This is a genomic window from Prevotella sp. P5-50, assembly GCF_002251295.1.
Taxonomy (GTDB): Bacteria; Bacteroidota; Bacteroidia; order Bacteroidales; family Bacteroidaceae; genus Prevotella.
In genome coordinates, this window is sequence record NZ_NPJA01000033.1 from 257,614 (window position 1) to 276,954 (window position 19,341).

A 19,341-nucleotide genomic window follows, 5' to 3' on the forward strand; every position below is an offset into this window, starting at 1 on the left:
ATTACGTGGTCACATTTGCATGTTGAAATAGTAATCATCACCATAAAGATAAGCCTTTAGCCTTGTACCACACATTTTTTGAGTATAATGTTCTTTGTTTCAGAGAAAAACGTGTAAATTTGTAGGCATGAATTAATTAAAAAAACCTATCCTTATGAAACAAAGGTATCATAGATTTGGAATATTGACCTGTCTGCTGCTTTTCCTACTGACGGGCAATATAGTTGCGCAAACCAATGAAGAGAATCAACAGACCTACACCAAGCTGATGAAACAGAAAAATTATGGCGATGCTATCAGGCTGATGGATAAGGTTCTGAAGGACAAGGAAAGTAAAACTGCCGAGAACTACTACAAACGGACTGCCGCATACGCTGCCATAGATACCGACCACCAACACTACACCTTCAGCGAAATGCTCACAGACCTCGATTCCATCGCCAAACGCTATCCCGACTTTGTGAGTTACGAACTTGACAGCGCCACAACCCTACTGGGACATCGGTTGCCTGTGGTGACACTCGGCAACCGTTCGGCTCGTCACCACATCATGGTACAAGCCACCATGCACGCTCGCGAATATATGGCAACACAACTCACCATGGCACTCCTCGAACATTATGCCCAGATGTGCTATCAAGACATTTGTGAATATAAAGGCCAACGCATCAGCAATCTGCTGCAACAGGTGTGTTTCGTCATCATCCCGATGGTCAATCCCGACGGAGTGGAGATTGCACAAAACGGCAGCAACGGTCAACTGACCGATGAAGTGAAACAATGGGTAAGGCAAACTGAAGACAACGGCACCTCGCATACAAAAATCAAAGCCAATGCCAACGGGGTAGATATAAACCGCAATTTCGGCAATGGCTTCAACAATCCGTTTACTTCAAGCCGTAAGACCCATCGCAGTTTCAATTTCTATTCGGGCTTGTTGCCCTACTCCGAGCCAGAGAGCCAACTGATGCTCCGTGTGTCGCAGCGCTATGACTATGACCTTTTTCTCAACTATCACACATCGGGCAACATCATCTATTACGGATGCCAGAATGCAAAAAAATACGTCAACAAGTTAGCCCACGACTATGCCAAACTCATCCATTGCCACACCAATTATCCACTCTATGGTCCAGATAGTGCTCCTGCCGGCGGCACATGGGCTGACGACGTAGAGATTATCTACCAATGTCCCAGCGTTACCGTAGAATTAGGAAGTACCAATCCCGTACCCATCTCGGAGTTTCCTGCCATATTCGAAAAGCATAAAAATGTTTGGGCTGACCTCGCTATCGAAGTGCTGGACAACCCATAGCCTCTATACTTTTTAATGCATTTCCCGTCAAGAATGGGAAAGTGCAGTGTTGGTAGATTTTCTGTAAAGCAACATCAGACAGACAAAACCCAACAAACAGAAAGGAATACCGGCAAGTGCCGTATAACGCGGTGTGCAACCAAACGAGATGGGCAATCCGCCAACAAATGCACCAAGCGCATTACCAAGATTGAACGCCATCTGTACGCAGGCACCTCCCAGCATCTCACCACCTGGTGCATGACGCAGAATGAGGAATTGCTCAGGACCGCTTACGGCAAACAAACAGCCAGCCACTACCACCATAAGCACTACCGAGAGCCATCCATAATCGGCAAGGAAGAAAATCAATATCAGTCCGACAACGGCAAGAAGCTGTGTGGCTGGTGCAACACGATAGGCTGAATAGCGGTCGGAAAGCACTCCACTCAGTATGTTGCCGAGCACCATTCCTGCACCAGCGGCTATCATCAGCATCGGAACTTGAGTCAATGCAAATCCACTCTCTTGCGAGAGCAACGGAGAAATATAACTGTACCAACAGAACACGCCACCATTGCCAAGCAATGTTGCCGTAAGTATCAACCAAGGAGCACTGGTGCTAAGAAAGCGAAACTGCCCTTTGAAACCTGTCACTGGCAAGCGATCCATATTGGGCACCCAGCGCCAGATACTGCAAAGGACGAGCAAGGCACATATACTGGTAATGAGGAAAGGGAATCTCCAAGACCATGTGGAACAAAGCCAAGACGACACCGGAACACCCATCAGGTTTGCCACCGTCATTCCTGCTATCATGGTTGATACTGCCTTACCCTTCTTATCTTCGGGTGCAAGATGCACAGCCACGATAGACGCTACTCCGAAATAAGCACCATGGGGCAGTCCTGAAATGAATCTTGCCACCAGAAACAACCAGTAGTTGGGAGCAAGCACAGAGAGTACGGCACCCGCAAACATCACCAATGCCAAAAACAGCAAGACACTCTTGGGCTTGAATCTATAGCCCACAATGAGTAGCGGTGCACCAACTGCCACACCTAAAGCGTATGCAGAAATCAGGTGTCCTGCCTGCGGAATACTAATCGACAAACTTGATGCTACTTCCGACAAGATAGCCATCATGACATATTCAGTAATACCTAATGCAAAAGTGCCAAGAGATAAGGCAAAGAGAGCTTTCTTCATTGTGTTTTCAATTTTCGTGCAAAGATAGGGTAAGAAAATAAGGTATAATTGGTAGATATTATCAAATAATTGTCTAATTTTGCACCGACAAGCATTATACCTGATCGATTATGAGGAAATATTCAAAGTCAAAGGATATGGTTACCGACGAGAAACAACCTGCATATGAGGTGCTCGACTACGACACAGAGGGAAAGTCGTTTCGCTATCTGCATCATGAGGTGCCGATAAGCGAAGAGATTGCCATCCACTTCCATCCTGAATTGGAAATCAACTGGATAGTGCGTGGCTATGGTATGCGCATTGTTGGCACCTGCCATGAGTTTTTCTCACAAGGTGAAATGGTATTCATGCCAGGCAGCATGCCCCATTGTTGGATATACGATCCTGAGTCGTGTGGCGATACAGGTCGCAAGGAGTCGCATGTGTGTCAGTTGTCTGCCAACATGCTGTTGCATGCCTGCATCATATTTCCCGAACTGAAACCTGTAGTCAACTTTCTGCTTAGTCTGCGCCAAGCATATCTGATTACGGGCAGCAGCAAAGCCGTAGTCTGTCAGCAACTATTGGCGATGGAGCATGCTGATGATGCCATGAGGCTGTGTCATCTGTGGTCTGTCCTTACCTATATAAGTCATCACCCTGCCGATTTATTACCCATTGGTAAACCGGAAGACACCACGTTTGAAATGAATCAGAGTATTGAACAGATGCGCAAACTATTGGACTTTATATCGCTTCATTATAAAGAGGAAATCAGGCTCAATGATATTGCCCAGCATCTGAATCTCAGCACAGCGTCCTTCTGCCGATGTGTGAAGCAGGCCACTGGTCAAACATTCATTGCTTATCTCAACAGTTATCGGTTAAACAAGTTTTGCGAACTGTTACAATCTGACACAACACAGCGTATCAACGAATTGGCATGGGCATGTGGTTTTGGCGACATCCCCTATTTCAATCGGTTGTTTAAGAAAGTAAAAGGCATGACTCCGTCCGCATGGATTGCAGAGAGTCGGAAGTGTGTGGAAACAAAGTCGTAAGATTTGAGCGAGTCTGAGACATCAGAATGAGACAAAACTGGCTGCTTCCAAATACTGTATGAAATATCTGCAAATTCGTCAAGGCTGCCCTTTAATAACGATATTCTTCACTTCCACTGCCATATCAAGGTCGTTGCGTCGGCAACGGGCAAGCCATTTCCTAAAGTTTTCTACTGTGGTCTCTCTGGGCATGAGTTCTGTGGTTGAACGGTCGATGGTCTTGGTCAGAGGATTGGGTGAGAAAATGATGTAGAGCTGATTATACTCTTTGCTTTCTTGACTGTTGAGTATGTATTCATCTACTAACGAAGCGATGCTGCGGTCAGCATCCTTAGGTGAGAAAAGCACATAACGACGGTTTGCCTTTACTGGAAAATTGCCTGTCGTCTGTTGGCGATAAGGCAAGAGGCAATAGGCTTTCTGACTCTCATCGATGAGATAAACCAGACAATAACCATCAGTGGGCGACTGGAAAGAGAACACCGTGTACATGATACTGACAGCCTTCTGCATGAATTTCTTCGACTTAAAAGAGCGTTTTCGTTAAGCCAAATATGCTGAGTTAAGCTTGTTTTCACTATGCCATGGCGAGAATAGATGCACTTAAACAAATGCGCATTTAACATCATTTACAGAAAAAAACTTGGAAGCTATCCATATATTTTCCATATTTGCCAAATCTATCACTCGTTAAGCCGTAGAACATCATCCTTATAGATCATCAATTCGGCAAGCGACAGATAGTGAGAGTAATCAACCCTAAGAAATAACTTTTTAAAAACCAAGAAACATGAAAAAGTATGTATGTGATGTATGTGGATGGATTTACGACCCAGAAGTAGGTGATCCCGAAGGCGGTATTGCACCAGGAACAGCATTCGAAGACATTCCCGATGATTGGGTTTGCCCTCTTTGCGGAGTTGGCAAGGACGAGTTTAGTCCAGTAGGCTAATCTACGTTCTCAGACTCTATATTCATTTAACTTTTAATATTAGGAGGAACTATCATGACAAAAATAAAACAAGTATATCGCTGCCCCATCTGCAGCAACGTAGTAGAAGTATTGCACTCTGGAGCTGTTCTGAGTTGCTGTGGACAACCCATGCAACTGATGGAAGAAAACGCTACCGACGGAGCCTACGAGAAACATGTACCTGTTATCGAGCCCATAGAGGGAGGTTTTCGTGTCAAGGTAGGAAGCGTGGAACACCCCATGATTCCCGAGCACTATATCGAATGGATTGAACTCCTCACTCCTACCGATGTGCTTCGTCATGAATTGAAACCAGGCGAGAAACCTGAAGCTATCTTCATGACTAATGCCACAGAGGTGACAGCACGCGAATATTGCAACCTACACGGACTGTGGAAAGGCGAATAATACATTTCTCACTCATTTATACAAACAAGGACAACGAGTACTAATGCTCATTGCCCTTGTTTTTTATTTATTCTGTTGACGAATGGCATACGACTACAGATATAGAAGCTACTTAAAGAAACGATTCAGTTGCTTCACAGCCTTATCAAATTGCTTGACAGGCAAAGTATAGTTCTTCACAGGATTCATCTTGCTATCGTATACATCAAGCGACCCCTGTGGAGTCTTTTCCAAAATACTATCTTTGTCGATAATGAAAGCATAATTCAGATTGCTACCTACTATCTGCCACAGACGGGGTGAACTATCAGTCATAAGCCTGCCCATAGAATAGTCGTCTTCAGGATTCTTCACGCCTAAATATTCCTTCATCAACGTAGGGACCACATCATAATGAGTCGTACGATGTGCATACTGATGTGGCTGTTGTCCTGGCACATGCCATATCATTGGAACTCCTATCTGATGAATAGAGAAATTACTATTGTGTCCCCAGTAATTGCGATGATTCTCATTAAACTCCTGACTATGATCGCCAGTGATTATAACCAAAGTATTCTCCAACAATCCTTGCTTCTTCAAAGTCTCAAACACTCTGCCTAAGAGTAAATCATCTTGGTAGCAAGTATTGCGATAAAGATTCCAAAAAGGAGTGGGATCCATATTGTTGTTCAGTTTCGTGTAGTCGGCAAAGGCCCATGCTGGCTGAAAACGCGTATTCTTATCGGCAGGTAACTCAAAACTATGAGGAAGGTCAAAGAAGAGGAACGAGAAGAAAGGCTTTTTCTTGTCCTTTCTACCTTCCACATCGGAAATAAAGAGATTGGTAATACGAGTATCTCGGTCCAAGGCTGTCTTACCCTCGGTCTCTGTTCGTATACCAGGTACACCACCAAAGATAACCCTGCCGAAAGGAGGGTCTGCCCATGTAGCACTGGGATAAGTATGAATATCATAACCTAAAGCCTGCAACCTCTGTATCAAGAGTGGTTGCACATGAGCAGGTTCAAAACTTTCCCAATAATAGCAAGACAAACCGAAGAAAAGGCTAAACACACCACTCCTCGTACCATTGCTTCCACTCGTATGATTAGTATACCATTGATTCTGTTTAGCAAACTGATAGGTATGAGGCATGCACTCAGGAGTCAGCGCCCTGCGATTCCATGAATCAATAAGAATAACTACAATATTGGGTAAAGAATCGGGCTTTTCCGCTTCTAATGGGTGTATGGGATATTGCAAGTCAGTACTATGTCTGCCCTGGGTATTCCCCATTCCTCTTGGTTGTTTGAATCCCCACTTGAGCAGTAAACCATTAGAAGTAGTAGGAAAATAATAAGGTAATAAGGTGGCACTCTTCATAACCGACTGATGCTGATAGAAGGCTGCATATACATGCCAAAGATGCGCATAAAGCATACTGCCTACAAAGATGCCTACCATCAGCCAAGCATAGGCTTTTCTTCTCCATAACCAAAAACGATGAGACAGATACCACACTCCCACTACGACAGCTGCGACAACAGCAAAGAGTCCTACTTCCTTAAGATAGAGCAAGATATCAAAATTGAATATCTCGCCTGCACCCTTGCCAAAAACCATACTCAACACAAAACCATTGATATGGAAATGATAGATGGAAAAAACCTGCGAGTTGAGGTAATTGAGCACACTGAGCAACACCACTCCAATTATCTGCACCACCAAAGCCGTCTTTCTGTATCGACACAACAGGAACAATAGACTTAAGAGATAAGGCACCAATGCAAACTGCGAAGCATGACTCACGCAAGATGCAGCAAAGAAAACCCATCCCTCCAAATCCATATAGTCGAGAATGGAACTATCCACAATATAAAAGCCAAACTGAATGGCTATCAATATTGTAAAAATGCATAAAACAAAAAACCTTGTTTTATGCTCTTTATCAATTGATTTTTATAAGTCATATTTAGGTAAACCTTAATTCCGCAACACTATTATAAATTAAACTTTTTAAGTACCTGAACAACAAAAAGTTCTTAGACTAGCTATGCGGCAGAGCCGAGCGGCCCAGGATTTTGCCATGTCGAAGAATTCACTTATCTTAGTGTTGCAAAAAGAAAACAAGCAAAAACTCCTTCTTTTTCTTTATATCCGCTTTTCTATGCGGCAAAGTGGTTCGTTTATGCCACCCATTTCCTTTTTATATCTTTCGTCGCCACGACACATGTCGAAGTCTACTATACCTTCGTTCATCCAAAGCTTTGTAGCCTCCAAAATAAGCAATATACCTGGCGAATAGCGACTAAAAGAGGTGTCGATAGCAAGACGTGGCATAAGTAGATTTTTGTTATGACGATATACAATCATAAATGCTGCAGGCTTTTTGTCTATTTCCAAAACATAAAGTTGAGCATCTTTTAGCTTTTTCAAGCTTGCTGTAGCGCAACCGTTTTTCACCTCGTAGACAGCCTTTAAGTAGGTGGTGATATTGCTGAAAGCATTATAGCTCTTGTGTCGCCAAGCCATCTTACGTTTGAAATAGAAATGCCAAAGATAGCGCAAATAGCTGTCGGAAGCCATATTGTCGTGGTTAAACACTTTTAGCTCCATTTTCTTACCATCTGTGGTAAGATGATTATACGACTTGCGAATATTCTTATATATATTTTTAGGTAGCGACGACACATATTCTTCGTGAGAAGCAAATTGTGTTAATGGTACATGAAAGCTTGTACGCTCGATAGTATTATTGTCGATTAGCTTCATTATTTTAGCAAAAGGAGTTTGACACGGCACATCAGCAAGGCTTAGCGTCATTCCCTTACATGAGGCTACTATATGGTCGGCAATAGCCTTCATTATCTCCTCGTTGCCTTCGTATGTATATGGGCAAACCATATTCAGCACACCTCCTACTCGGCATGATGGTATTCGTGCCTTTTTTGATGAGCGTGTAACAGCAAAAGGAATAATGGCGAAAGGTTTACCATCTACTGTTATTAAATCGTAGCGCATAATGGTAGTAAGTATTCCTAAACCATCTGTAGAATGGTGAGCAATGAAGTAATTCCATTCGTATGTCTGATAGTAGGTATAGTTGATGTATGCAGATGTTTTGTTTTCTGCTATCTTGTCGAGCACAAGCCATTGATTCTTAATGCTTTCTATCTTGCTATGTTGACTAATAGATATATTATTTTTCATAAGTCTTATACAATAGTTCGTTAAAATTTGAGTATATGGCTACGCAGCCTTAGGCTGCCAGCCAATGAGTTCTTAGACTAGCTAAGCGGCAGGGCCGAGCGTCCCAGGATTTTGCCATGTCAGAGGAATTCACTTAATTTAGTGTTGCTGTAATAATCAAACAAAACCTCATCAGACATGACAAAAATACAAATAAAATCTGAGAAACTCACTCCTTTTGGAGAAATTTTTGCAATCATGGAGCAATTTAACCCAAATCGGTCTTTATAAAATTACAAGATGCTTGTTCTAATGATTTGGTTAAAACAAATGATATATATAACCACCAATAAGCCCAATTGGTATTGATTTTCTTCATTTTTCATGCCCTTTAATAACGATATTCTTCACTTCCACAGCCATATCAAGGTCGTTGCGTCGGCAACGGGCAAGCCATTTCCTAAAGTTTTCTACTGTGGTCTCTCTGGGCATGAGTTCTGTGGTTGAACGGTCGATGGTCTTGGTCAGAGGATTGGGTGAGAAAATGATGTAGAGCTGATTATACTCTTTGCTTTCTTGACTGTTGAGTGTGTATTCATCTACTAACGACGCGATACTGCGGTCGGCATCCTTAGGCGAGAAAAGCACATAACGACGGTTTGCCTTTATTGGGAAATTGCCTGTCGTCTGTTGGCGATAAGGCAAGAGGCAATAGGCTTTCTGACTCTCATCGATGAGATAAACCAGACAATAACCATCAGTGGGCGACCGGAAAGAGAGATAGAGTTGATCGTTGGTATTGAAGCGGTCGGTTTCAAACTTATCGTCGGTGCCATTACACAACACTTTTGCCATAAACTCTACCTTGGCTCTTTTTATTTCGCGCGCCTTTCCCTTTACTTTTGCTGTGATGAGAAAACCATCATCTTGTGGTATTACGGTTATATCCGGTTTACCGACGGTCTCTATCCATTCGCCATTCACCTCGTATTCTGCCACCTGTACAAACTTATCAATAGATTCACTACTGGTTTCTTTGGCAAACGACGAATTGGTCATCGATACGGTAGTTCCAAATTCGTCTGCCAATGCTTTGATTTTAGCTCTTTGCAAGGCATAGTCCTTGGCTTCGCGCAACGTGACATTTTGTGGTGCTGCGTATGTATATTCACCTGCTACGGTTTACACCTTCTGCGCCATCAGCATGATGGGACAAAATAACATGGCAAAAAGCATCGTAAACTTCATTCTATTCATCATCTTTATAGATATCAAATTTGTAATGGTTAGCATACTTATTGTTTCACGCTGCAAATATAAGGACTATTTCCGGTTTTACAAAGTCTATTTTCACATTTTTATTGTAGCAGTACGAGGATGGCTCATTCATACTCAACATGAAACCCAAGCTCTATATACTAATGTACGCACGCGCACATACGCGCACGCGACTCGTCAACTTTTCGACCACCGACCACCAATTACGTATAACAACCTACCATATAGCATCTTACAACGGTGGTCAAAAGATATTCAAATGAGTGATCGACCACCAATCGACCACCCATCAATATCCATGGCTGCCTATACAGTCTCCCCTTCAACACCATTCTTTATTACTTGATAACAATAGGGATAGTACCTTCTATGACAGGCCATATTGTTCATTGTGTTTGTACAACATTACACAACATTTGGCCAAGCGTTGGAAAACACCCTTGCCAAACGTTAGAAAATACTTTTATCAACGTTGGAAAACACTTTTGTCAACGTTGGATAATACTTTTATCAAACGTTGGATAATACTTTTATCAAACATTGGATAATACTTTTATCAAACATTGGATAATACTTTTATCAAACGTTGGATAATACTTTTATCAAACGTTGGATAATACTTGAAAATAATATAGTAGTTTACACAACTACTCGTTTTCCAGGTATTTGTGTCAACTGCAAGTGTTATTGCATCTATTTCTTTTATTTGTGCCAACAGCTATGTTCTGTTCATAGACCTAATAACACCGCACTGGTTTTGTAAATGTTTAAGCCATACAACAAACGCCACCATGTAAAATTATAATATATTTTTGCCCTAAAATCCGTTATCATTAGCAAAATCTTAACAGTACACATACATACTTGATAACTAAAGCGTTAGACGATATATAACGGCTTATAACGTGAGAGGGGTGTGGCATAGAATTCAGAAAGATCTGTTGACAGAAGTTAAAATTTGAGAGAGAGTAGAACTTGGTGGTGAGAGATTGGTATTGTGATGTGTTTTATGTATATTAATAGGTTCGCGCGCGAGCTGTGTTATGGTAGGCGCACGTCAAAAATACCCATTATGGCCATTTCTGCAACTTCAACTTGTCAGTGTACCACCCGACGGGTTGATTCGCCACAGACGCCTTGTAAATGCCTTAAAACGGGTATTATAATCACCAGATAGTATCGGCGATTTGACTATTGGCTGTTCGTCGCCACCTCGAACCATCTTCGTCGTGTTCTCGTCGTCATTTCGCTGTTTTTTCGTTGTTTTCTCGTTCGTTTTTCGATTGGTTCTTTATCGGCAAACGAATGACGAGCGAGAGACGAACGAAAGACGAACGAGAACCGAGCGAAAAGGGAACGAGAAGCGATCGAGAACGGAACGAAAATGGACAGAAAAAAGATTAAAATTCAGTGTGTTTTGTAAACAAGTATGCCTGCACATCGCATTCATCTTGTTAAAAATGTTAGCATACTATATATAGACATGATAGTATGTTGGCTATTGTTTAGTGAAGAGGTATCATACGATTTGCTAAAAACTGAATGAGATATATGTTTTCAGAGACGCAGAATGTAATAAATGTGAAAAGAAACAGAATAATCGCTATTTTTCTTTGTAATACGAAACAAAAAACGTAGATTTGCCAACGAATACTAATATTAAAACTATGATGAAACTCAACGACAAACAAACAGCTGCTGCCATTATCGCTGTAGGCATGGCATTCATGGGAATGGCCATCCGCAATGGCATTGTGACTTTTAAAGACCGCGACCGTACCGTGGCAGTCAAAGGATTGTGTGAACGCGAAGTGAAAGCTGATAAAGTGACATGGTCGCTAACCTATAAAGAGATTGGCAACGACCCTTCCGCCATGTACGACCTGCTGGAACAGAAGAACCGCAAGGTGGTGGCTTTCCTCAAATCGGCAGGCATCAAAGATGATGAGATAAGCATCAATCCTGCAGAGATTGCTGACCGGCAAGCCGACAACTATGGCAACGAAATCATGAACTACCGCTATAAGGCGAAAAGTGTGATTACCGTCACGTCAAACAATATCGACCAAGTGAGACAACTGATGCGCCGACAGGCTGAACTGATGAAGCAAGGCATTGCAATCGTCAGCGAAGAGTATAGCAACAACGTCACTTATGAGTTTACAGGGCTAAACCGCATCAAACCAGAAATGGTGCAGGAGGCTACCAAAAACGCTCGTGCCACTGCTCAGAAATTTGCAGACGACTCCGGCAGTAAGTTGGGAGATATACGTAGTGCACAACAAGGACAATTCTCGATTGAGAACCGCGACAACAACACACCGTATATCAAACGTATCCGCGTGGTCAACACCATGGAATATGCCTTAGACTGATACAGAAGCAGTATAAAGCAGAACGGTAAAAAAAGTATCGTGCCCCTTCTGACCTACAGGTCAAAAGGGGCACGACTGTTATAGTACGACTACTTTATGCTGCAAAAGCAAAGAGTCCGTCGAAGATGCATGAGCATACACCGAAGAGCACAATACCAGCAATGGTAAGTACCAAAGCTACACGAGTAGCGCAATCGGTGGTAAAGGTAGGCAATGGATTCTCTGACTTGTTGATATACATAGCCTTCACGATGAGCAGGTAGTAGTAGAGTGACACTACCGTGTTGATCAAGGCGATGAATACCACAAAGTAAGCCAGGAACGATCCCTGCTGAGCGGCAGCCATGAAGACGAAGAACTTCGAGAACATACCGGCAAATGGAGGAATACCTGCCAATGAGAACAAGGCGAGCGTCATGAGGAATGCCAAGCGTGGGTTGGTCTGATACAGACCATTGTATGCCGACATCATGGTAGAGCCGTTGCCACGCTGTTCAACAGTATTGATGACAGCGAATACAGCCATATTTGCCACCACATATACCAATACGTAATACATCAGCGAAGCCATGCCCATCTGAGAAGCACCAATCACTGCCAACATAATGTAGCCTGCCTGTGAGATAGAACTGAATGCCATGAAGCGCTTGAGTTCTGACTGGCGGATAGCGAAGAGGTTGGCAATAGTGATGCTGAGCACGATAACGATATAGAGCAGATACTCCCAATACTCAGTAAGAGGAGCAAATGCACGCGAAAGTACTACCAACAGAGCGAAGGCAGCTGCACCTTTTGACACGACGCTGAGATAACCAGTAACGGCAGTAGGAGCACCCTGATAGGTATCAGCAGTCCAGAAGTGGAATGGAACAAGCGAGAGCTTGAAACCGAGTCCGCTGAAGAAGAACACCAAACCCACAATAGCCAAAAGCAAAGAGGGCTGATAGTGTGCTACGCTGAAAAGCATCTGGAAGCGTCCTGCAACATCATTGAAATAGAGCGTGCCTACTGTGCCATAAATCAAAGAGATGCCATAGAGCATGACACCACTTGAGAATGTGGCAGTGAGTACAAACTTAGCAGCAGCCTCAGCTGAGCGATTCTTATACTTATCGAATGCCACGAGACAAGCCATGGGCACTGAAGCCATTTCAAGTCCAAGGAAGAACAGCAGGAAATTGCCGCTCGACATCATGACATACATACCAAGCAGTGTGGAAAGTACCAATACATGGAACTCACCTGCAAGTTTCTCTGCATCGCGCTCAAGCCATGACTGGGCTACAAGCACTACGAGAAGTGTACCGAGAGTGAGAATTATCTTCATCACCTGAGTAGCCTTGGTAGCTACATACAGTCCGCCAAAAGCTTCTGCAGGACCTACGAAAGCGCATGACACAATCTGTGCCACGAGCAATACGGTCATCAGCATGCCGAGCGTCTGCACCTTCTTCTTTCCCTTGCCAAGCATCAGGTCGGCAAAGAACATGATAACCAGAGCAAGCACGAGTGATGCTTCTGGTAGCATATGTAAGAATTGTCCGTAATTCATTGTTGTATCTTTTATTTAAGGGATTAAAGAATGTTTGCCAGAATAGGACCTACTGCATCGCTGATAACATTGCTGGCCCAGAGAGGGAACAGACCGAGACCTGCCACACAAGCAATGAGGCAGATAACAGCTACACGCTCGTCCCAAGAGGCATCGGTCAACTCCAGGAAGTGAGGATTCTTCACCTCGCCATACAGAATTTTGCCGACTACACGCAGAATATAAACTGCGGTGATAACAATACTGGTACAAGCGATGATGGTGCAGACACGATGGAACATGTCGCCATTCTCAAACGAACCGACGAAAATAGTCATTTCTGCAATGAAGCCTGAGAAGCCGGGAAGACCAAGGTTTGCCAAACCAGCAATCACATAACCCACTGCAAGGAAAGGCATAATCTTCATCAGACCGTCCAAATAACGAATGTCACGAGTATGGGTACGACCATAAATCATACCGATGAGGGCAAAGAAGAGAGCCGTCATCAAACCGTGTGACAGCATCTGCAGAATGGCACCAGTGCATGAAGTCTTGGTCATCATCAGCAGAGCGAAAAGCACCAGACCACAGTGGGATACCGACGAATAGGCGTTGATATACTTGAGGTCGGTCTGTACGCAAGCAGAGAATGCACCATATACCACAGAGATAGTGGTAAGAATCAAGAAGATCCAAGCCAATTCATTGGCAGCATCAGGCAGAAGGTACATAGCCACACGGAAGCAACCGTAGCCTCCCAGTTTCATCAGTACACCAGCGTGAAGCATTGATACTGCTGTAGGGGCAGAAGCATGACCGTCGGGTGACCATGTATGGAATGGGAACATAGCACCAAGCACACCGAAACCTATAAAAATGAAGGGGAAGAAAATATTCTGAATCTCTACCGGAATATTGTTCATGGCAGCAATGGCATTAACGTTCATCGTGGTATGACCACTGAAATAATAGATGCCAAGAATACCAATAATCAGCAGAGCAGATCCTCCCATCAGCATCAGAGTGAGCTTCATGGCTGCATACTCCTTGTTACCACTACCCCATACTCCAATCAACAGATACATGGGGATAAGAGCAACCTCATAGAACATGAACATAGTGAAGAGGTCGGTGCAGATGAAGAAACCATAGACACCAGTGGAAAGCAAGGTGAACCACAGGAAATACTCCTTTGTCAGTGGCTGCAAACGCCATGAGGCGAATGTTCCGGTGAAGACGATGATGCTCGAAAGCAACAACATCACAACAGAAATGCCATCGACACCTACAGAATAGGCAATATTGAGAGGCTTGAACCATGGAGTGCTTGCTGTAAGCAACATCACGTCGGTATTGCCGGCAGCACGCTGCTGAACAAAATAGATGGTCAGCCAAACAGACAGTGCCAGCAGACACGAAGCGCCAGCCACCATCACACCACGCACCTGATTGAGGCTCTTGCTCAGCCAAAGGCCAAGGAGCATCAGGGCGGGGATTACTACGAATAATGTCAATATACTCATTGTTTCGATTTTTCTTTATTCATAATGTTCAGAGAGCACATGCCAACAAGATGAGGGTCAATGCTACAGTGCCGGTGAGGAACCATACGGCATACTGGCGAACATCACCACTCTGCCAAGGACGAATAGACTCGCCAGCCTCGTTGGCGCCCCATGCCAAGAAGTTGAAAGTACCGTCAACAATGTGGCGGTCGAACCAGGCAACAGGTTTAGAAATGCAACGGAAGATGATACGGTGAGTAACATACTGCCAGATTTCGTCTTGATAGAAACGCTTATAGGCAGCACGATGCAAACGCGGGAACATCTTGTACAGACGATCGGCGACGGGCTGACTCTCACCCTTATATATATAGGTGGCGAGACAAATACTCAGAATGGCAATGACGGTAGAGGTCAATGCTATCTGTACGTCGAAATGGATGTTGTACTCCTGACCGCTGGCGGTTACAAACGAACCGAAGCTGCCTCCCCATCCTGCAAATCCTGCAATGGTGGTGTAAACACCAACACCAACAGTGATAACACAGAGAATAATAAGAGGAATGGTCATGGTAAGTGGAGCCTCATGTGGAGTATGGTGCTCGTGGGCAACCTTGTTTTCGGTTCCCCAGAATATACCATAGTACAAACGGAACATATAGAAGGCGGTCATAGCAGCAATACCTGTCATAATCCATCCTACCACAGGGCTATAGGCAAAGCAGGCACTGATAATTTCATCCTTGGAAGAGAATCCAGAGAAGAAGGGAATACCAGCAATAGCCAGACAGCTGATGAGGAAGGTAATATGAGTAATAGGCATATACTTACGGAGACCACCCATCATAGCCATCTCGTTAGAATGAACGGCATGAATGATACAACCAGCACCAAGGAACAAGCAAGCCTTGAACATGGCGTGGGTGAACAGGTGGAACATAGATGCCATGAAACCCAACTGTGCATGGTTATCGAGCATCGCCTCGTGACCTGGCAGACTCACACCAAGAGCAACCATCATGAAGGCAATCTGCGAAATGGTAGAGAATGCCAGTACACGCTTGATATCGCTCTGGGCACATGCCACTGCAGCTGCATAGAATGCGGTGAAGACTCCCACCCATACCACAATGCTCAACTGAGGCTGTGCATATTCTATCCACAGTGGGAACATACGGGCAATCTGGAACACACCAGCAACCACCATCGTGGCGGCGTGGATCAGCGCAGACACAGGTGTAGGACCTTCCATGGCATCGGGCAACCAGATGTGCAAGGGGAACATAGCACTCTTACCGGCACCACCGATGAACATCAGCACAAGAGCGGTAGGAAGAATAAATGTTCCTGCAATCACAGCTTTGGCGGTATTGCCGGCAATGAAAGGAGTGGTTCCCGCACCCATCTCGATAGTTCCTGCAAATGAGAAACTGAACGATTCGGTGTAGTAACCGAAGATCAGAATACCGATAAGGAAGAAAAGGTCGGCAAAACGAGTTACGATAAATGCCTTCTTAGATGCTGCAATAGCTGGCTTCAATGGATAGTAGAAACCAATCAACAAGTAAGATGATACACCCACGAGCTCCCAGAACAGATACATTTGGAAGATGTTGGTAGCTACCACAAGGCCAAGCATTGACATGGTGAAGAGACTCAGGAATGCGTAGTAACGCTGGAAGCCTTTTTCGCCGTGCATATAGCCAAACGAATAGATATGTACCATCAGACTGACTGTTGAAATAACGATGAGCATCATCACCGAGATGGGATCCAACAGAATACCCATATCAAAATGGAGATTGCCCAACGGCAGCCAGGTGAAGTTGTAAGGAACAATAGTAGCGAAAGTGCCATCAGCCAGACGAGGAGCAAAGAAATAGCTGAACGCCGTCATATAAGACAACACGGTCACAAGTCCCAACGAAGTGGTGCCGATAAGGCCTGCGACCTTATGCGACAGCTTCATGCCATAGAGTCCCAATACCAGGAACGAGAGAGCTGGCAGAAGCAGAATCAAAAATGTATAACTGTAATCCATCACTTCTTAATTACCATTTCATGTTTTTGATACTTTCAACGCTGTCGCTCTTGAAACGGCGATAGACATTGATGATGATTGCAATCGCAACGGCAGACTCGGCTGCACTTACACCGATAGAGAAGAGTGTCATAAACATACCCTCCATGCTATCAGGATAGAGCATACGGTTGAATGCTGCGAAATTGATATCGACCGCATTGAGCACCAACTCAATAGAGATGAGCATGGCAATCAGATTGCGACGGGTCACAAAACCAAATACACCGATAAAGAAAAGCAGTGCACTCAGGATGAAATAAAATTCTACTGGTACCATAGTCTTAGTCCTCCTTTCTTGATACTACCAATGCACCGATAATACATGCCAACAGGAACAGGGAGATGAACTCGAAGGGGAGTACATACTGATACTTGCCGGCACCTACCAGTGCATGACCGATTTCACGCATGGGAACTTCCTGATCGGGAGTTACCGTACCAATATAACGCGACATGCCGCGCAACATATCATTCTTAAGGAATACCAGCACTACAGTTGCCAAGCCCACAACGCTCAACAAGGCACCCATCACTACACGGCTGCCCTTGAGACGCTCTACCATACCCTGAAGGGTACGTTTGCTAACCAACTGGATGGCGAAGACATAAATCATCGTCACGCCACCAGCATAAACTGAAATCTGTGCTGCTCCCAGGAATGTATAGTCGAGCAGGAAATAAAGACCTGCTACGCCAAAGAGCACAAACAACATAAAGGTTGCGGCTCTCATGATTCGCTTCGTCGTCACACACATCACGGCAGAGCCGAGAATGACGACAGCGAGAATGCAAAACATTACTAAATTAGCCATTGTCTTTACTTCGTTTTAGTGTTAAACTTACCGATAGTCATGCTGGCACCACCTTCCAAGAGGTTGGGCAGAGAACCACCCTGATATACCTCCTTGTCAAGGTGGAGTACCAGACTCTTACGGTCGAATACGGCATTCTCGAAATCGTTGACAAACTCGATAGCATCGAAGTTACAAGCATTGGTACACAACTGGCAGAACATGCAGTCACCAAGGTCGTAGCGATAGTCATCGAGCACCTTTTTCTTCTTGCCGGTCTCGGGATCTTCCTGCATGTGAGAAGTGATCTTAATCGTGCCATTAGGGCAGGTTTTCTCACACAATGTGCAGGCCGTACATTTATAAGTTCCGTCTTCGTTACGCTTGAAGACGAGGCGTCCACGGTGGCGCTTTGCCACGTGGAGCGTAGTTTTACGGTTCTCGGGATACTGCTCCGTAGATTTGTTGGTAAAGAAGTCCTTGAAATATTCCTTCCAAGTAATCTTCATACCAGTCAGGAGCGTCTTTACTCCATGTCCGAGTTCTCCGAAATATGATTGGTTATTTTCCATTTCTATTCTTTACACCTTATTTAATATACCATCCGAGTGCCACCACGATAGTCATCAGCACAAGGTTGATGAGGGCCAGCGGCATGAGATATTTCCATTCAAGTTTCAGAATCTGGTCGATACGCAGACGTGGGAAGGTCCACTTAATCCACATCAGAATCCATACCAAGGCAAAAGCTTTACCCATGAACCATACGATACCAGGGATATAGTTCATCACCTGATCGAATGCTGCTACACCAATGTTAACAGGAGCCCATCCACCAAGGAATACGGTGGCGGCAATACCAGCAATGATAAACAGATTAAGGAACTCTGCCAGATAGAAGAAACCAAAGCCCATACCAGAATACTCAGTATGGTGACCAGCGGTCAGCTCACTCTCAGCCTCTGCCATATCGAACGGACCACGGTTGGCCTCAGCGTTACCGGCAATGAGGAATACGAAGAAAGCGATGAGCGCAGGAATGTGGCCCTGGAAAATCAACCAACGCCAAGGTCCTGTCTGAGCCTCAACGATACCAGAAATCTGCATCGTTCCTGTCAGGATGACAGCTGTAATCAGACAGAGGCACAATGACATCTCATAAGAAATCATCTGTACGGCACCACGCATAGCAGATACCACAGAATACTTATTGTTGGAACTCCATCCTGCAAGGAAGATACCTACCACACCGATAGAAGAAATGGCAGTCAACAGAAATACGCCCACATTGAAGTCGAGCACCGTTGCACCATTGTTCCATGGCAGGAACGAAAAAGCACCTACTGAACCGATAATAACCAGCAGCGGAGCCACGGCATAAAGCAGTTTGTCGGCTTTATCTACAAAGAAAATTTCTTTGATAAGCATCTTCAGTACGTCGGCAAACACCTGCATCAGTCCCCAATAGCCCACACGCATCGGACCAAGACGGCACTGGAAGTAGGCACACACCTTACGTTCCATGAAAATCAGCGCAATGGCAATCAGCGCATATCCTACAAGGATTCCCGCACCAATCAGCACGCACTCTATCAATATCGACCAGAAGTCGCCCAGTCCCAAAGTGACACGAAGCAACTGGTCTATCCAGTTTGTTATTATTGAAAAGTCAAACAT

The 19,341-nt window shown here is 44.4% G+C and carries 17 protein-coding genes; 5 read left to right on the forward strand and 12 right to left on the reverse strand.

Translation table 11 applies throughout. From position 1 onward, the window contains the following. Positions 1 to 154: 154 nt before the first annotated feature. Entirely contained in the window at positions 155 to 1,315 is a 1,161-nt protein-coding gene (locus tag CIK88_RS08220; RefSeq protein WP_094435755.1) for a M14 family metallocarboxypeptidase, read from the forward strand. Between the two features lie 27 nt (positions 1,316 to 1,342). Here CIK88_RS08220 and CIK88_RS08225 read toward each other — a convergent pair whose 3' ends face one another. Then, a complete protein-coding gene (locus CIK88_RS08225) occupies positions 1,343 to 2,503 on the reverse strand; it encodes an MFS transporter (protein WP_094435757.1) in 1,161 nt (386 codons plus the stop codon). Between the two features lie 110 nt (positions 2,504 to 2,613). Between CIK88_RS08225 and CIK88_RS08230 the strand changes: the two genes are divergently transcribed. Next, complete coding sequence (locus tag CIK88_RS08230; protein ID WP_094435759.1) at positions 2,614 to 3,546, forward strand: AraC family transcriptional regulator; 933 nt, start codon at positions 2,614 to 2,616, stop codon at positions 3,544 to 3,546. A gap of 78 nt (positions 3,547 to 3,624) precedes the next feature. Here CIK88_RS08230 and CIK88_RS08235 read toward each other — a convergent pair whose 3' ends face one another. Then, the gene (locus CIK88_RS08235) at positions 3,625 to 4,059 is read right to left on the reverse strand and encodes a DUF4384 domain-containing protein (protein ID WP_094435762.1); all 435 of its coding nucleotides are present in this window, start codon (positions 4,057 to 4,059) and stop codon (positions 3,625 to 3,627) included. 277 nt (positions 4,060 to 4,336) lie between these two features. Here CIK88_RS08235 and rd point away from each other — a divergent pair, with 277 nt between their 5' ends. Both rd and CIK88_RS08245 read left to right on the forward strand, forming a co-directional pair. Next, positions 4,337 to 4,498 carry a rubredoxin gene (gene rd / locus CIK88_RS08240; RefSeq protein ID WP_094390698.1) on the forward strand — a complete coding sequence of 54 codons (162 nt, stop codon included), beginning with the start codon at positions 4,337 to 4,339 and terminating at the stop codon, positions 4,496 to 4,498. Between the two features lie 54 nt (positions 4,499 to 4,552). Further along, a complete protein-coding gene (locus CIK88_RS08245; protein WP_094435764.1) occupies positions 4,553 to 4,927 on the forward strand; it encodes a desulfoferrodoxin in 375 nt (124 codons plus the stop codon). A gap of 108 nt (positions 4,928 to 5,035) precedes the next feature. Here the strand turns inward: CIK88_RS08245 and CIK88_RS08250 are convergent, their stop codons facing one another. The 3 genes from CIK88_RS08250 to CIK88_RS08260 form a co-directional block, all read right to left on the reverse strand. Further along, entirely contained in the window at positions 5,036 to 6,811 is a 1,776-nt protein-coding gene (locus tag CIK88_RS08250; RefSeq protein ID WP_254046875.1) for a sulfatase-like hydrolase/transferase, read from the reverse strand. Positions 6,812 to 7,060: 249 nt separating this feature from the next. Further along, positions 7,061 to 8,119, reverse strand: a complete 1,059-nt coding sequence (locus CIK88_RS08255; RefSeq protein WP_094390700.1) for a GNAT family N-acetyltransferase — start codon at positions 8,117 to 8,119, stop codon at positions 7,061 to 7,063. A gap of 354 nt (positions 8,120 to 8,473) precedes the next feature. Next, entirely contained in the window at positions 8,474 to 9,235 is a 762-nt protein-coding gene (locus CIK88_RS08260) for a DUF4384 domain-containing protein (protein ID WP_094390701.1), read from the reverse strand. A gap of 1,808 nt (positions 9,236 to 11,043) precedes the next feature. Here CIK88_RS08260 and CIK88_RS08265 point away from each other — a divergent pair. Next, positions 11,044 to 11,751: an SIMPL domain-containing protein gene (locus CIK88_RS08265; RefSeq protein ID WP_254046639.1), complete on the forward strand. Its 708-nt coding sequence runs from the start codon at positions 11,044 to 11,046 to the stop codon at positions 11,749 to 11,751. A gap of 94 nt (positions 11,752 to 11,845) precedes the next feature. On the opposite strand, the gene CIK88_RS08270 is transcribed toward CIK88_RS08265, so the two are convergent. The 7 genes from CIK88_RS08270 to nuoH are packed head-to-tail and all read right to left on the reverse strand — an operon-like array spanning position 11,846 to position 19,341. Next, positions 11,846 to 13,303, reverse strand: a complete 1,458-nt coding sequence (locus tag CIK88_RS08270; RefSeq protein WP_094435766.1) for an NADH-quinone oxidoreductase subunit N — start codon at positions 13,301 to 13,303, stop codon at positions 11,846 to 11,848. 23 nt (positions 13,304 to 13,326) lie between these two features. Then, positions 13,327 to 14,808, reverse strand: coding sequence for a NuoM family protein (locus tag CIK88_RS08275; RefSeq protein ID WP_094435768.1), 1,482 nt, complete (start codon positions 14,806 to 14,808; stop codon positions 13,327 to 13,329). 28 nt (positions 14,809 to 14,836) lie between these two features. Next, positions 14,837 to 16,831, reverse strand: coding sequence for an NADH-quinone oxidoreductase subunit L (gene nuoL / locus CIK88_RS08280; RefSeq protein WP_158214666.1), 1,995 nt, complete (start codon positions 16,829 to 16,831; stop codon positions 14,837 to 14,839). A 10-nt stretch (positions 16,832 to 16,841) separates the two neighbouring features. Next, positions 16,842 to 17,150, reverse strand: coding sequence for an NADH-quinone oxidoreductase subunit NuoK (nuoK, locus tag CIK88_RS08285; RefSeq protein ID WP_094390705.1), 309 nt, complete (start codon positions 17,148 to 17,150; stop codon positions 16,842 to 16,844). A 4-nt stretch (positions 17,151 to 17,154) separates the two neighbouring features. Further along, entirely contained in the window at positions 17,155 to 17,685 is a 531-nt protein-coding gene (locus tag CIK88_RS08290; protein ID WP_094390706.1) for an NADH-quinone oxidoreductase subunit J, read from the reverse strand. A 5-nt stretch (positions 17,686 to 17,690) separates the two neighbouring features. Continuing rightward, positions 17,691 to 18,236 (reverse strand): 4Fe-4S dicluster domain-containing protein, encoded by a 546-nt coding sequence (locus CIK88_RS08295; RefSeq protein WP_094390707.1) that lies wholly within the window; start codon positions 18,234 to 18,236, stop codon positions 17,691 to 17,693. A gap of 16 nt (positions 18,237 to 18,252) precedes the next feature. Beyond that, positions 18,253 to 19,341, reverse strand: a complete 1,089-nt coding sequence (gene nuoH / locus CIK88_RS08300) for an NADH-quinone oxidoreductase subunit NuoH (protein ID WP_094390708.1) — start codon at positions 19,339 to 19,341, stop codon at positions 18,253 to 18,255.